Raw genomic sequence first — 13,610 nt, 5'->3', positions numbered from 1 at the left:
CCGCACGCCGGCCGCCTTCCACTTCTCGACGATCGCCCGGTGCCTGTCGACCTCGAACCACTCGATCACGGCCCGGGCGATGGTCGGGCCGACGCCTTCGATCTGCGACAGCTCCTCCTCACTGGCGGCCTGGATCGCGTCGATGTCGTCGTACGCGGCGGCCAGAGCGGCAGCGGCGGTCGGGCCGACATGCCTGATCGACAAGGCGACGAGGCCGCGGGCGAGCGGTTGCGTCTTCGCCTGCTCGAGGTTCGCCACCAGGCGTTTCGCGTTCGCGGACAGGGCTCCCGCCTTGGTGGTGAAGAACGGGCTGCGGGACAGGTCGTCCTCGGTCAGGCCGAACAGGTCGCCTTCGTCGGCGATCAGCTCGCCGCTGATCAAGGCGTCGGCGGCCTTGAAGCCGAGCACCTCGATGTCGAACGCGGACCGCCCGGCCAGGTGGAAGAGCCGCTCGCGCAACTGCGCCGGGCAGGACCGCGAGTTGGGGCAGCGGATGTCCACGTCCCCTTCCTTCATCGGCCGCAGCTCGGTCCCGCAGGACGGGCAGTGGGTCGGCATCCGGAACGGATGAGCGTCCTTCGGGCGCAGCTCGATCACCGGGCCGAGGATCTCCGGGATCACGTCGCCGGCCTTGCGCAGCACGATGGTGTCGCCGATCCAGACGCCCTTGCGCTCCACCTCCTGGGCGTTGTGGAGGGTGGCGAACTCCACCGTCGACCCGGCGACCCGGACCGGCTCCATCACGCCGTACGGGGTGACGCGACCGGTGCGGCCGACGTTCACCGCGATGTCGAGCAGCTTGGTGGTGACTTCCTCGGGCGGGTACTTGTACGCGATCGCCCAGCGCGGGGCGCTCGAGGTGGACCCGAGCGCACGTTGGAGATCCACCTCGTCGACCTTGACCACGACGCCGTCGATCTCGTGGTCGACCGAGTGCCGGTTCTCGCCGTAGTACGCGATGAACTCGTTGACCTCGGCGAGTGTGCCGACCCGGCGCGCGCGTTCGCTGACCGGCAGGCCCCAGGCCTTCAGCTGCTCGTACGCCGTCGACAGCCGGCTGACGTGATACCCCTCGACCTTGCCGAGGCCGTGCACGACGAACCTCAAAGGCCGTTGCGCCGAGACCCGCGGGTCCTTCTGCCGCAATGAGCCGGCCGCGCCGTTGCGGGGGTTGGAGAACGGGGCCTTGCCCGCCGCCACCAGCTGGGCGTTCAGCTCGCTGAAGTCCTCGACCCGGAAGTAGACCTCACCGCGCACCTCGAGGAAGGTCGGCAGGTCGTCGCCGTCCAGCTCGTTCGGGATGCTCTTGATGGTGCGGACGTTCAGGCTGACGTCCTCGCCGGTCCGCCCGTCGCCGCGGGTCGCGCCACTGACCAGCCGACCGTTCTCGTACACCAGGTCCAGTGCCAGCCCGTCCACCTTCAGCTCGCAGATGAACCCGCTGTCGTGGATCTGCTGGACCGTGACCTCTCGCTCCAGCCGCTTCGCCCAGGCCTCCATCTGCTCGGCGGAGAAGGCGTTCGCCAGGCTCTCCATCCGCGTCGGGTGCTCGACCGGCGCGAACAGCGTGGAGATCGGCACGCCGACCTTCTGCGTCGGCGAGTCGGGCGTGCGGAGCTCGGGATACTTCTCCTCGATCGCTTCCAACTCGTGCATCAGCACGTCGAAGTCGGCGTCCGAGATGGTCGCGGTGGCCATGTAGTAGCGGAACCGGTGATCCTCGATCTCCCGGCTCAGCTCGGCATGCCGCTCGCGCACCTCGGGCGGCGCGGCAGGCTGGTCTGCGGCAGTGGTCTCCGGAATCTCCGTACTCATGAGGAGAACTTACCGCCGCCCACCGACGAAATCCGTTACTCGTCGGCCTTCTCGGCTACTTCTTCCGCCGTACTGCGTAAGACGTCCAGGCGGGATTTGGCGTCGACAGCGGAGGTGGCTCCGGCGAGGCCGCAGGCTGGGGTGAGGACGACCTGCTTGAGGCGCTCGGGATCCAGGCCGAGCTCGCGCCAGCGGCGTACCAGGAGCTCGGCTGCTTGTTCCGGACGAGGTACAGGGCCAGTGGTGGGGACCACGCCCGCGTAGAGCGTCGTACCGGCCTCTACTGCCAACGCGATCTGCTCCCAGGCGGCTTCCGTGAGTAGTGAAACGTCTACCGCCACTCCCCCGGCTCCTGCTTTGGTGAACACCTCGATAGGCGGCCGGGCCGCGCAGCAGTGCACCACGGTCCTCGCAGGGCTTGCTGCTTCGACTACACGGTTCAGGAGCTCCACAGCACCGGGACCGTCCACCGAACGATGCTTGCTCCACCCGCTGGCCGTCGGAACCGCCCCAGCCAGTACTGCGGGTAGCGCGGGCTCGTCCAACTGCACGATCAGGTCTACGCCGGGCACTCGGCGGCGTACCTCGGCCACGTGGTCGTTCAGCCCGTGCGCGAGCGCGTCGGCCAAGTCACGACGGGCTCCGTAGTCGGCAAGCAGCTTGTCACCGCGCGGCAGCTCTACCGTCGCCGCCAGCGTCCACGGCCCGGTCAGCTGCACCTTCAGCGGCCCCGTGTAGCCGTCAGCAAGCTCTTCCAGGACATCCAGGTCCTCTGCCAGCAACGACCGCGCCCGGCGCTGGTCCAGGCTCGCCCGAGGGTCGGAACCACCAGTGAGCCGCCAGCCCGCCGGCTGCAGGTCCGCCGCCAGATCACCCAGTACTGCGACCGCCCGGCTCACCATGTCGCCGTACGGACGAGCCGGCAACTCGGGCAGAAAGGGAATGTCGACAGCCTCGAGAACAACCTTCAGCCACTCACGGAGATTCTCCCCGGGTAGCGATCCCAGCCCGGTCGTTGTCACGTCAGACCTTCTGGGTTGCGCGCTCGACCGTGTCGATGGTGGCAGAGCCGATCACGCGGGTGCCGTCGTACAGGACGACTGCCTGGCCCGGGGCGACCGCGTCCGCGGGCTCGTCGAACTCGACCAGCACCTGGTCGTCCTCGAGCCGGGCGGTGACGGCGATCTCCTCGCCGTGCGCACGCAGTTGCGCCTTCACGTGCAGGGTCTCGGTCGGCGCGGGACCGCACCAGCGCGGCTTGGACGCGGTCAGCCGCTCGACCGCCAGCTCTGCGCGGGACCCGACCGTGACCGTGCGATCCACCGGCGAGATGTCCAGGACGAATCTCGGCTTGCCGTCGGCGGCCGGCGTACCGATCTTGAGGCCCTTGCGCTGCCCGACGGTGAAGCCATGGGTGCCCTTGTGCTCACCCAGCTTGTTGCCCTGCGCATCGACGATGTCCCCCGGCGACTCGCCCAGCTGCTTGCTGAGGAAGCCCGGAGTGTTGCCGTCGGCAATGAAGCAGATGTCGTGGCTGTCCGGCTTGGCCGCCACCGACAGCCCGCGGCGCTCGGCCTCGGCGCGGATCTCGGTCTTGTTCGTGTCGCCGAGCGGGAAGAACGCGTGCTTCAGCTGCTGCTGGGTGAGGACGCCGAGCACGTACGACTGGTCCTTCGCCGGATCCACCGCGCGATGCAGCTCGCGTCCGTGCGGAGTCTCGACGATCTGGGCATAGTGGCCGGTGGCAACGGCATCGAACTCCAGCGCCAGGGCCCGGTCGAGGACCGCGCTGAACTTGACCTTCTCGTTGCACCTGAGGCACGGGTTCGGCGTACGGCCGGCCGCGTACTCCGCGACGAAGTCCTCCACCACGTCCGCGTGGAACCGCTCGGCCAGGTCCCAGATGTAGAACGGGATGCCGATCACGTCCGCGGCGCGGCGGGCATCGCGAGAGTCCTCGATCGTGCAGCAGCCGCGAGCACCACTGCGATAGGACTGCGGGTTGCGGCTCAACGCCAGGTGCACACCGACCACGTCGTGCCCGGCCTCGGCCATCCGCGCCGCCGCGACGGCGGAGTCCACCCCGCCGGACATGGCTGCGAGTACCCGCATCAGTTGTTCCTTCCCACGTTCTGCAGTCCCGCGGACATCGCCCGCTCGACCACTGGTCCGATGTTCTCCAGTACGGCGTCCACGTCGGCCCGGGTACTGGTGTGCCCGAGGGTGAACCGGAGCGACCCGCGCGCCCGCTGGTCGTCGTACCCCATCGCCAGCAGCACGTGGCTCGGCTCGGCGACGCCGGCGTTGCAGGCGGATCCGGTCGAGACCTCGATCCCGCGCGCGTCGAGCAGCAGCAGGAGCGAGTCGCCCTCGCAGTCCTTGAACGACAAGTGTGCGTTGCCGGGCAAGCGACCCGTCGGGTCCCCGGAGAGCTCGGCGCCGGGGACCGTACCGATGACGCCTTCGATCAAGGCGTTCCGGAGGGTCGTCAGGCGCTCGGCCAGCTCGGCCTGGTGCTTGACCGCGTGCTCCACCGCGACGGCGAACCCAGCGGTCGCGGGGTGGTCGAGCGTGCCCGACCGTACGTCGCGCTCCTGGCCGCCGCCGTGCACGATCGGTACCAGCTTCGTCTCCTTGCGGACCACCAGCGAGCCGATCCCGTACGGACCGCCGACCTTGTGCCCGGAGATCGTCATCGCGTCGACGCCGAGCGCGGCGAAGTCCACCGGCACCTGCCCGACCGCCTGGACGGCGTCGGTGTGCACGGGGATGTCGTAGGCCTTGGCCAGCGCGGCGACCCCGGTAACCGGCTGGAGCGTGCCGACCTCGTTGTTCGCCATCATCAACGTGACGAAGGATACGGACTCGGGGTCCTGCTCGATAGCGTGCTGTACGTCGTCAGGCCGCACCCGGCCGAGCTGGTCGACCGGCAACCACTCGATCTCCGCGCCTTCATGCTGCGCGAGCCAGATGGCCGGATCCAGTACTGCGTGATGCTCCACGCCGCTGAGGAGGATCCGCCGGCGGCGCGGGTTCTCGGCGAGCCGGGCCCACCACAGGCCCTTGAGGGCGAGGTTGTCCGCCTCGGTGCCGCCGGAGGTGAACACCACCTCGCTCGGCTGCGCGTTGAGCGCCTCGGCGATCGTCTCGCGCGACTCCTCGACGGTCCGCCGGGCAGCGCGACCGGATCCGTGCAGGGAGGATGCATTGCCCGTGCGCCCGAGGTGCGAGGTCATCGCCTCGATCGCCGCGGGCAGCATCGGAGTCGTCGCGGCGTGGTCCAGGTAGACCGTGCGACGGGCAGAAGAGGTCATAACACCCTCAAGGGTATGTCCGCCCACCTTCTTCCCGCTCATCCGGCCCGTTTCCGCACGGCCCACACCCATCACCCAGTGGGGCGGCTGGTTCGGCGTGCCGCTCGAAGTGTTCCGACGCGGGGCGTTAGCTGGTCCGCGTACCGTTCAGACGTGTCCACAGTGCACTCGGCGCCCGACCCGTCGCCCCAGCACCGGCCGGCTAGGAGGAGTTGGGTCGAGCAGGTGATGGGGTTGCCCGTCAGCGTGCTGGCTCGCGGGTCGCTGGCCCACTCGTCCCGGGCGGACGAGGCCGTTCAGTCGGTGTACGCCGAACTGCGGGAGGTCGACCGCGTCTTCTCGCCGTACCGACCGGACAGCGCGGTGAGCAGGCTCGGCCGGGGCGAACTGAGCTTGGCGCAGACCGACCAGGTCGTCCGCGAGGTGGCGGATCGTTGCTCCTGGGCGCGGGACCTGACCGGCGGACTCTTCGACGCGACCCGCCCGGACGGCTACTGGGACCCGTCCGGCCTGGTGAAGGGCTGGGCCGTCGAGCGGGCGAGCAACCGCCTCGCCGAGGTCGCCGACCTCGACTGGTGCCTCAATGCCGGCGGTGACGTGGTGGTCCTGTGCCCCTCGGGCCAGCCTTTCACCGTGGGAATCCAGGACCCTCGAGACCAGGGCCGAGTGGCCACGGCGATCTCATGCCGCTCGGGTGCGGTCGCGGCAAGCGGGACCGCCGCCCGAGGAGCCCATCTGTACGACCCCGGGTCAGGTCGCCCGGCGAGTGGCAGTTGGCTGTCCATCTCGGTGCGCGGTCCATCCCTGGAGACTGCCGACGTACTGGCGACCGCCGCCTTCGTCGCGGGCGACGGTTGGCCCGAAGTCCTGCACGCGGCCCCCGGCTATGCAGGTTTGGGCATCGCCACCGACGGCACCCTCCACGCCACGGCGGACTGGACTGTGCCCACCGACGGAGCAGACCGATGAGTGGGGTGAGTCTGCTGCTGGTCGAGGATGATCTCGAGTTGGCGGGGCTGCTGGATCGGGTGCTGACCGACGAGGGGTATCAGGTCAGCCATGCTCCCGATGGCCAGCGGGGTCTGCATCTCGCGCTGACTCGCGGGTTCGAGGTGATGGTGGTCGACCGTGGCCTGCCTGCGGTCGAGGGACTCGACCTGATCGGCCGGCTTCGCGGGCGTGGGGTGGCGACGCCGATGCTCGTGCTGTCGGCCCGCGGTACGACGCAGGACAGGGTGGACGGCCTCGACGCCGGCGCGGAGGACTACCTGTCCAAACCGTTCGAGCTGACCGAACTACTCGCCCGGTTGCGGGCTCTGCTCCGTCGCCATCCGGACCGGACCGAGTCGCTCGTGATCCCCGGTGGCCAGCTGGACCTCTCCACCCGGACAGTACGACGGGCGTCGGGTGACCAGGTGGAACTCTCCGAACGCGAGGCCAGGTTGCTCGCGCTGCTGGCGGCACGGCCAGGCGCGGTGTTCAGCCGCGGTGAACTGCTCGACCGGGTCTTCGACGCAGCCGAGTCGGAAACGGTCGTCGACACCTATGTGCACTACTGCCGCCGCAAGCTCGGCCGCGGCGTCATCACCACGGTCCGCGGCCTCGGCTACCGCCTGGGCGCGTTGTGAGGCGGTCTCGGGGGCCGGTGGGCGATGAGGTGATGGTTCGGCGGGCTGCGCGGGGGGTGGCGCTGCAGGCCGCCGGGTTGGTCGCCGTCGCGATGCTGCTGCTGATTCTGCTCGTCACGATCATCGTGGTCCGGGAACAGACCGGGGTGGCGGACGACCTCCTGCGGTCCACCGTGCGAACCGCTGACGACGTGGCGGACCCACCACCCAATACCTGGCTGGTGATGACCCGGGGAGACGTGGTCTCCGCGTCCGACGGCGTACCCGGCGACCTGGCGCCTGACCTGGCCCAGCTCCGGAGTGCCGCGGGACCGACGCCGGTCCTGGTGGATCTGCGGGATGGCGAGGGCAACGAGTACCGCGTCGCCACCGAAGTCCGGGACGGGCAGACGATCCAGGTCGTGCTCGATCTGGCTCCGACCTACCGGCAGCGGACCCGGTTGCTCGAGGTGATGGGGATGGCGGCGGCGATCGGCCTGCTTTTCGCAGTACTGCTGGGCGTCCTGCTCGGTCGGCGGGCCGTCCGGCCGTTGGCCCAGGCACTTGCTCTGCAGCGCACGTTCATCGCCGACGCGGGGCACGAGCTCAGGACTCCGCTGACTTTGCTGAGCACCCGGGCCCAGGTCCTCGACCGGGCGGTTCAGCGCAGCGACCTGGGCGAGCAGGTCCGGCAGGACTCGCGGGGCGTCGTCCAGGACGCCCAGCGGCTCGGCGACGTCGTGGAGGATCTGCTGGTCGCAGCCGACCCTCGCGGCGAGGAGGCCCACGAACCGGTGGATCTGGTCGCCATGGTGCGGGCCGTGGTCGAGAGTGCCGCCGCCCAGGCCGGCCAGGCGAAGATCGGCCTGACCAGCCAGCTCGGCCGCGACCCGCTCCTGGTCGCCGGGTCGGCGCCGGCACTGCGGCGAGCGGTTCTCGCGCTGGTGGACAACGCGATCGATCACACTCCCGCGGGTGGGGAGGTGCGCGTCACGCTGAGGCGCGACCGGCGCGACGTCATCGTCTCGGTCAGCGACACGGGCCCCGGGATCGCACCCGAGCAGGCGCAGGACGTACTGCGCCGGTTCGAGTCGGGCGGTCAGCGCGCCGGCCGGGCCCACTACGGACTCGGCCTCGCCCTGACCCACGACGTGGCCAACCGGCACGGCGGCCAACTGCGGTTGGTGGACAGCGAGGTCGGCGCAACCTTCGAACTCGTCCTGCCGGCCCTTCCCGCGGATTCAGCCAACCCGCAGCCGGCTCCAAGGAAGCGCTAAGAAAGCACTGGCACCGTCGGAGGCAGCATCGTCCGAACCAGCGGAGCAACTCCATGACCCAGACTTCCACCCGCGGCACGGGACACAGTTCGCGTCCCGTCCACGTGCGCCTGCGGACGCGTCGTACGGGCCGCTGGTGGCCCGAGGCGATCGCGATGGCGTGCTGGGCCAGTGTGCTGGCTGTCGTGGCGCTGTGGCTGTCCGGTCGCGGTGTGCAACTGCTCGGCTCCGGTCCGGGCGACCTGTTGACCTCACTCGGCCGGCTGACCGGGCTCGTCGCCGCCGACCTCCTGCTGATCCAGGTCTTCCTGATGGCGCGGGTCCCGATGATCGAGCGCAGCTACGGGCAGGACGAACTGGCCCGGCGTCACCGGCTCGTCGGATTCTGGTCGTTCAACCTGCTGCTCGCCCACATCGTCCTCATCACCTTGGGCTATACCCTCACGGACCACAGTGGCCTGCTCAGTGAGATCTGGACCATCGTCACGTCGTACGGCGGGATGCTGCTCGCGGTCGCCGGTACCGCGGCACTCACCGCCGTCACCGTGACCTCTGTGCGAGCGGCTCGCCGGGCCCTGCGGTACGAGTCGTGGCACCTGCTGCACCTGTACGCGTACCTCGGTGTCGGGTTCTCGGTGCCGCACGAGATCTGGACCGGGTCGGACTTCGCGACCTCATCGCTTGCCCGCGTCTACTGGTGGTCCGCCTACGCGGTCGCTGCCGGCGCGGTTCTCGTCTTCCGTGTCTGGCTGCCGTTGTGGCGCACGCTCCGGCACGGCATCACCGTGGACTCGGTAGTTCGCGAGAGCCCGGACGTCGTCACCGTGCGGATGGGCGGGCGTGGGCTGCACCGCCTTCCCGTCCGGGCCGGCCAGTTCTTCATCTTCCGCTTCCTCGACGGCCCCGGCTGGTCCCGCGGTAACCCCTTCTCGCTGTCGGCGGCACCGCAGCACGACCGGCTGCAGATCACCGCCAAAGATCTCGGTGACGGTAGCGAGCGCCTTGCCCGGCTCCGCCCCGGTACGAAGGTGATGATCGAGGGCCCGTACGGCCGGCTCACCGGCGAGCACCGCGTCGGCGACAAGGTGGCAATGCTTGCTTGCGGCATCGGCATCACGCCGCTGCGCGCCTTGTTGGAGGACCTTCCCTATCGTCAGGGGGACGCGGTTCTGGTGTACCGGGCGCGAAGCGAGCCCGACCTCGTCTTCCGGGCCGAGCTGGAACAACTCGCACGCCGCCGGGGCATCACGGTGCACTACCTGACCGGATCTCGCATCCCGGACCGCGACTCCTGGCTGCCGTGGAATGCGGCCCACCTGAGCGATTCGGAAGCGCTCGCGCGGCTCGTCCCACGGCTGCGCGAGTACGACGTCTTCGTCTGCGGCCCGGATGCCTGGATGGAAGCCGCATCCGCAGCTGCTCTCGACGCCGGACTGCCGCCCGCCCAGCTACACCAGGAGCGCTTCACATGGTGACAACCGCCCACCAAGCTGTCGCGAGTCTCGGAGTGATTCGGTGAGGCGGCCCATCGCCGTCGTGATGTCGGCCATCAGCATCGGGGTGATCGGCTTCAGCCTGCGCGCGAGCGAGCAGACCGGCAGCAGCGCCGCCCAGGGTGTGGTCCAGCCTGGAGTCGTCCAGCCGTCCGCCAGCCCCTCAGCTGAGAGCTCCGCCGCACCCGACAGCTCCACCAACGGCACCCCGTCCGCGTCGCCGACACCGCACGTCTCCCCCAGCGCGCGACCTGGTAAGAGCCCCGCGCCGACGACCGTGAAGGTCAACGGCGCGGCCGCCGACACCGACTACGGACCCGTGCAGGTGCAGCTCAGCATGCGGGGCAGCAAGATCCTCAGTGCGACCGCGATCGCCTATCCGCAGGGCAGCAACCGGGATCAGGCGATCAACAGCTATGCCATCCCGATCCTGCAGCAGGACACCTTGGCCAAGCAGAGCGCCAACGTCGACACCGTGTCCGGCGCCACCTACACCTCCGAGGGATACCGGCAGTCGCTGCAGTCCGCGCTCGACGCCGCTAACCAGGCCGGCTCCAAATGAGCAGTCCACTAGTCGCCCGGGCTCGACGCAACCTCGCTGTGCTCGGTGCTACCGCGGCAGCCGTTGTCTTGCTCTTCCTCTACCCCACAAGCACCAACAGCGGCAGCGCGAGCCCTCGCACGACAACAGCCCCACCTGCGGGCATCGTTTCTCCTTCCACGGCGTCGGGCGCGGGGACCAGCACTTCACAGTCCCTCGTGGTCAACGGCAGTTCCGCCGACACGGAGTACGGGCCGGTGCAGGTCCAGCTGTCTGTGCAGGGCGGCCGCATCGTGTCAGCGACAGCGATCGCGTACCCGCAGGAATCGGGTCATGACCGCAGGATCAACAGCTACGCCATCCCGGTACTGCAGCAGGAAACCGTCACCGCACAAAACGCCACCATCGACACCGTGTCAGGCGCCACTGTCACCTCAAACGGCTACCGCGAGTCCCTGCAGGCCGCCCTCGACGCCGCACACCTGAACTGACCGCGTTCGGGTCTCAGGCCTGACGGATCTGCTCCAGCCAAGCGTGGCCGGGGTGCAGGTGGTCGATCATGTCGGCGAGCCAGGTTCGCTTGCTCGTCGGGAGCAGGGGCAGCGTGACGGCCAGGTCCCGGTGATCCTTCGGCCGGGCGAGCTTGGCCTTGTAGGCGAGCGCCATCTCGGGAGTGAGGTAGCGGATGCCGTCCGGCGCGACCCAGGTGATCTCGTCGAGGTCGAAGTCCATCGACGGATCCCGGCGGAACACCCAGCGTCCGTCCCGGTCCGGGTTCAGCTGGACGTCGAACCGCCAGGGCGCGAGCGCGTGCTCCCGCAGCCAGACCTGTTCCGCGGTGTCTGGCATCACGGGATCATCGAACGAGAGCGGACGGATGCCCTCGCCGGCCGCCCACACGTGGTACCTGCCCGTGGCATGACGGACGAGCTCCGGCACAACCTTGCGCCACGTCGAGACATCGAGATCCTCGTGATGCCGCGGCACTCCGGTGAAGGCCTCAATGGACCAACCACCGGTGATCCACCAGGGGTGCCCGAGCCCGTCGAAGAACTCCTTGGCCTCTTCACGAGTAGGCGGAACCACCGGTCCGTACAGCCGCTGAAACGCCAGTTCCTCCGGATCCAGCCCCTCGGCGTACCAATAACGCTCCTCAGGCTCCTGCACGTCACCCATCCTGCGATCCTCACACACGCCGGTCCTCAGGCGCAGGCGCCAGGATGGGAGGATCGCTCATGGCGCTCACTAATCCTTGGCTGGCAGGTCCGGCACCGAAGAAGACGCTCGACCACGACCTGCTCTCGGAACGCATCCTGAACCTGCTGTCCAGCCAGAACATGTGCGTCCTGGCTACCACCGGTCCCGCCGGTCCACTGGCGACGCCGGTGCGGTACTACCACCTCGACTTCACTGTGCTGTTCACCGCCGCCGCTAGCTCACCAAAGCTGCGAAACCTGGCGGCCGATCCACGGATCTCCATCGGCATCTTCGCCCCCTTGGTCGGCCAGGCCAGCAGTCGCGGCGCCCAGATCTTCGGCCAGGCTGTGGTCCGCAGCCCTGGGGACGAGGGATTCGCGCACTACTGGGAGGCGTACCGCTGGCAGTCTGACCACGTCGAACGCGGCAACTCCATCGACGACCCACCGCTCGGCCCGCTCATCACAGTCGAGCCGGATCGCATCGTCTACACCGAACACTGGCTCCGCCGAGACGGCTACGCTCCCCGCCAGTTCTGGCGCCCGCGGCGTACTAGTTGATGGTGGCAACGAGTTGGAGGTACTCCGCGGAGATCTGCAGGGTGCCGTCGGTCGCCCGGTTGGCGCGCTCGTACGAGCCCTCGATCGCGGCGACGAGCTTTGCCCGGGTCCCGGGATCGAGGGTCGCCTGCAGCAACTGCCACGGCGGCAGGTGATCGAGCATGAACTTGGTCTGCGACTCCGCTGACTCACCGCAGAACTCCTGCGTCAGCACGGTGGAACTCTCGATCCGGATCCGGTCGCCGAACAGCTTCGGATACTGCTCGACCGTCCCCCACAGGTGCGGCGCCGGCAGGGCGAACGGGGGCGGCGGAAGGACTTCACCGAGTGCGCTCTGCAGATCGGCCATCCAGCCGGAAGGGCACCAGCTGACCAGTCCGAGGCGTCCACCCGGGCGGCAGACCCGTACCAGCTCATCCGCCGTCTTCTGCTGGTCGGGACCGTACATCGTGCCGAACGTCGACAGCACGACATCAAAGGTGTCGTCGGCAAACGGCAACTCCTGAAGGTCGGCGAGTTCGGTCTTCACCTCGACCCCCTCGATGGCCGCGCGACTCTGCGCCATTTCGAGACCGGCCACGCCCAGGTCAACGGCAGTGACGCGACCACCCCGCCGGGCCGCGGCGAGCGCGGTGTTTCCAGTGCCTGCGGCAACGTCCAGTACCGCCTCACCCCAGTGAACGTCGGCTGCCCGCGCGAGCAGTTCGCTGACGAGGACCTCCTGCGTCGCGATCGGCTGGTAGTCGACGCCGGCGTTCCAGATCTGCCGACTGCGCTCGACCATCAACTCGACCGGCGTCATGGCTGCTGCGTTTCCTGCTTGTCCCATCGTGTCCCCCGGAAAGTTTTGACTAGCCCTATCGGCTAGCGAATCATGAAGTTACTCTAACCGGGTGTCCGGAACTGTCAAGCCTCGCCGCTACGACTCCCCGGTCCGCGAGCAGCGGGCCCAGGAGACCCGGACGGCGATCCTCGACGCGGCCGAGCGCCTCTTCGCCACTCGGGGATACGTTCGGACCACGTTGCCCACCGTCGCCACGGAGGCGGGCGTCTCGCTGGCCATGGTGAAGCTTGCCTTCGGCACCAAGACCGAACTGCTCCTCAACGTGTGGCACCGAACACTGGCCGGCGGCCTCGACGACCGCGTCCCCGTGGTCGAACGCGACTGGCACCGCCAGCAGTACGAGATCGCCGACCCGGTCGAACGGATCCGCTACAGCGCCGGCAAGGGACTGGTGATCCGCCAGCGCATCGCCGGCCTCGTCGCGGTCATCGAGGCCGGTGCGACCTCAGACGACACCCTGGCCGAACTGCAGCACCGGATGTTCGAGGAGTACCTGCAGGTGGTCCGGATCTTCGTCCAGCGACTGGCCGACGACGGTCACCTGCGACCGGAACTGTCGGTCGACCAGGCAGCAGACGAGATGTGGCTGATCAACCACGTCAACAACTACCGCCTCCTGGTCGAAACCCGCGGCTGGTCCCCCGACCAGTACCTCGACTGGCTGACCCGCACCACCATCCGCGCGCTCCTCCCACCCCACCTCCACCCCTAGCCCCCAAGCGGGTGCCGCAGATCGAGCGACTTGTGGACGTCCTGCCCACCCGCCAAGATCTGACTCGCCTGGCGCGGGTTCAGCCGACGGTGGCGCAAGTGGCCGAGACGTGGCTGGTCCGGGTCGTCTGGCCGGTGTTCTGGAAAGTCACTGCCCAGCTCGACTCGCTCGACGGCCCGTTCTCGGACAGCCGCAGATCCGGCGTTGCGTCCGAATACCCACCACCAAGAACAACAGTTCCCGCCGGGCA

General features: G+C 68.9%; 14 protein-coding genes. 8 read left to right on the top strand and 6 right to left on the bottom strand.

The genetic code is table 11. From position 1 onward, the window contains the following. The 4 genes from ligA to VFG33_RS24965 form a co-directional block, all read right to left on the bottom strand. Positions 1 to 1,815: NAD-dependent DNA ligase LigA (gene ligA, locus VFG33_RS24980; RefSeq protein WP_325055382.1), on the bottom strand; the 1,815-nt coding region annotated here is incomplete at its 3' end. Between the two features lie 35 nt (positions 1,816 to 1,850). Then, entirely contained in the window at positions 1,851 to 2,837 is a 987-nt protein-coding gene (locus VFG33_RS24975) for a uroporphyrinogen decarboxylase/cobalamine-independent methonine synthase family protein (protein ID WP_325055381.1), read from the bottom strand. A gap of 1 nt (position 2,838) precedes the next feature. After that, complete coding sequence (gene mnmA, locus VFG33_RS24970) at positions 2,839 to 3,927, bottom strand: tRNA 2-thiouridine(34) synthase MnmA (RefSeq protein ID WP_325055380.1); 1,089 nt, start codon at positions 3,925 to 3,927, stop codon at positions 2,839 to 2,841. Beyond that, positions 3,927 to 5,129, bottom strand: coding sequence for a cysteine desulfurase family protein (locus tag VFG33_RS24965; protein ID WP_325055379.1), 1,203 nt, complete (start codon positions 5,127 to 5,129; stop codon positions 3,927 to 3,929). The genes mnmA and VFG33_RS24965 overlap by 1 nt, the downstream gene beginning before the upstream one ends. Before the next feature lie 153 nt (positions 5,130 to 5,282). Here VFG33_RS24965 and VFG33_RS24960 point away from each other — a divergent pair, with 153 nt between their 5' ends. The 6 genes from VFG33_RS24960 to VFG33_RS24935 are packed head-to-tail and all read left to right on the top strand — an operon-like array spanning position 5,283 to position 10,538. Continuing rightward, positions 5,283 to 6,098 (top strand): FAD:protein FMN transferase, encoded by an 816-nt coding sequence (locus VFG33_RS24960; RefSeq protein ID WP_325055378.1) that lies wholly within the window; start codon positions 5,283 to 5,285, stop codon positions 6,096 to 6,098. Beyond that, positions 6,095 to 6,757 (top strand): response regulator transcription factor, encoded by a 663-nt coding sequence (locus tag VFG33_RS24955; RefSeq protein ID WP_325055377.1) that lies wholly within the window; start codon positions 6,095 to 6,097, stop codon positions 6,755 to 6,757. The genes VFG33_RS24960 and VFG33_RS24955 overlap by 4 nt, the downstream gene beginning before the upstream one ends. Positions 6,758 to 6,789: 32 nt before the next feature. Continuing rightward, positions 6,790 to 8,013 carry a sensor histidine kinase gene (locus tag VFG33_RS24950; protein WP_325055376.1) on the top strand — a complete coding sequence of 408 codons (1,224 nt, stop codon included), beginning with the start codon at positions 6,790 to 6,792 and terminating at the stop codon, positions 8,011 to 8,013. Between the two features lie 53 nt (positions 8,014 to 8,066). After that, positions 8,067 to 9,488 carry a ferredoxin reductase family protein gene (locus tag VFG33_RS24945; RefSeq protein WP_325055375.1) on the top strand — a complete coding sequence of 474 codons (1,422 nt, stop codon included), beginning with the start codon at positions 8,067 to 8,069 and terminating at the stop codon, positions 9,486 to 9,488. A 40-nt stretch (positions 9,489 to 9,528) separates the two neighbouring features. After that, entirely contained in the window at positions 9,529 to 10,068 is a 540-nt protein-coding gene (locus VFG33_RS24940) for an FMN-binding protein (RefSeq protein ID WP_325055374.1), read from the top strand. Continuing rightward, complete coding sequence (locus tag VFG33_RS24935; RefSeq protein ID WP_325055373.1) at positions 10,065 to 10,538, top strand: FMN-binding protein; 474 nt, start codon at positions 10,065 to 10,067, stop codon at positions 10,536 to 10,538. Before VFG33_RS24940 ends, VFG33_RS24935 begins: the two co-directional genes overlap by 4 nt. Before the next feature lie 13 nt (positions 10,539 to 10,551). On the opposite strand, the gene VFG33_RS24930 is transcribed toward VFG33_RS24935, so the two are convergent. After that, positions 10,552 to 11,223: a nucleotidyltransferase domain-containing protein gene (locus tag VFG33_RS24930; RefSeq protein WP_325055372.1), complete on the bottom strand. Its 672-nt coding sequence runs from the start codon at positions 11,221 to 11,223 to the stop codon at positions 10,552 to 10,554. A gap of 59 nt (positions 11,224 to 11,282) precedes the next feature. Here VFG33_RS24930 and VFG33_RS24925 point away from each other — a divergent pair, with 59 nt between their 5' ends. Then, on the top strand, positions 11,283 to 11,804 hold the full coding sequence (locus tag VFG33_RS24925; protein WP_325055371.1) for a pyridoxamine 5'-phosphate oxidase family protein: 522 nt from the start codon (positions 11,283 to 11,285) through the stop codon (positions 11,802 to 11,804). Here VFG33_RS24925 and VFG33_RS24920 read toward each other — a convergent pair. Then, the gene (locus VFG33_RS24920; RefSeq protein ID WP_325055370.1) at positions 11,797 to 12,606 is read right to left on the bottom strand and encodes a class I SAM-dependent methyltransferase; all 810 of its coding nucleotides are present in this window, start codon (positions 12,604 to 12,606) and stop codon (positions 11,797 to 11,799) included. The two genes, VFG33_RS24925 and VFG33_RS24920, sit on opposite strands and share 8 nt — an antisense overlap. Before the next feature lie 91 nt (positions 12,607 to 12,697). On the opposite strand from VFG33_RS24920, the gene VFG33_RS24915 reads away from it, so the two are divergent. Continuing rightward, positions 12,698 to 13,360: a TetR/AcrR family transcriptional regulator gene (locus VFG33_RS24915; RefSeq protein ID WP_325055369.1), complete on the top strand. Its 663-nt coding sequence runs from the start codon at positions 12,698 to 12,700 to the stop codon at positions 13,358 to 13,360. Positions 13,361 to 13,610: the final 250 nt, after the last annotated feature.

This window comes from Kribbella sp., assembly GCF_035687465.1.
Taxonomy (GTDB): domain Bacteria; phylum Actinomycetota; class Actinomycetes; order Propionibacteriales; family Kribbellaceae; genus Kribbella.
Note: the sequence above shows the minus strand (reverse complement) of the source record. Positions and strands in the feature narration are given on the sequence as shown.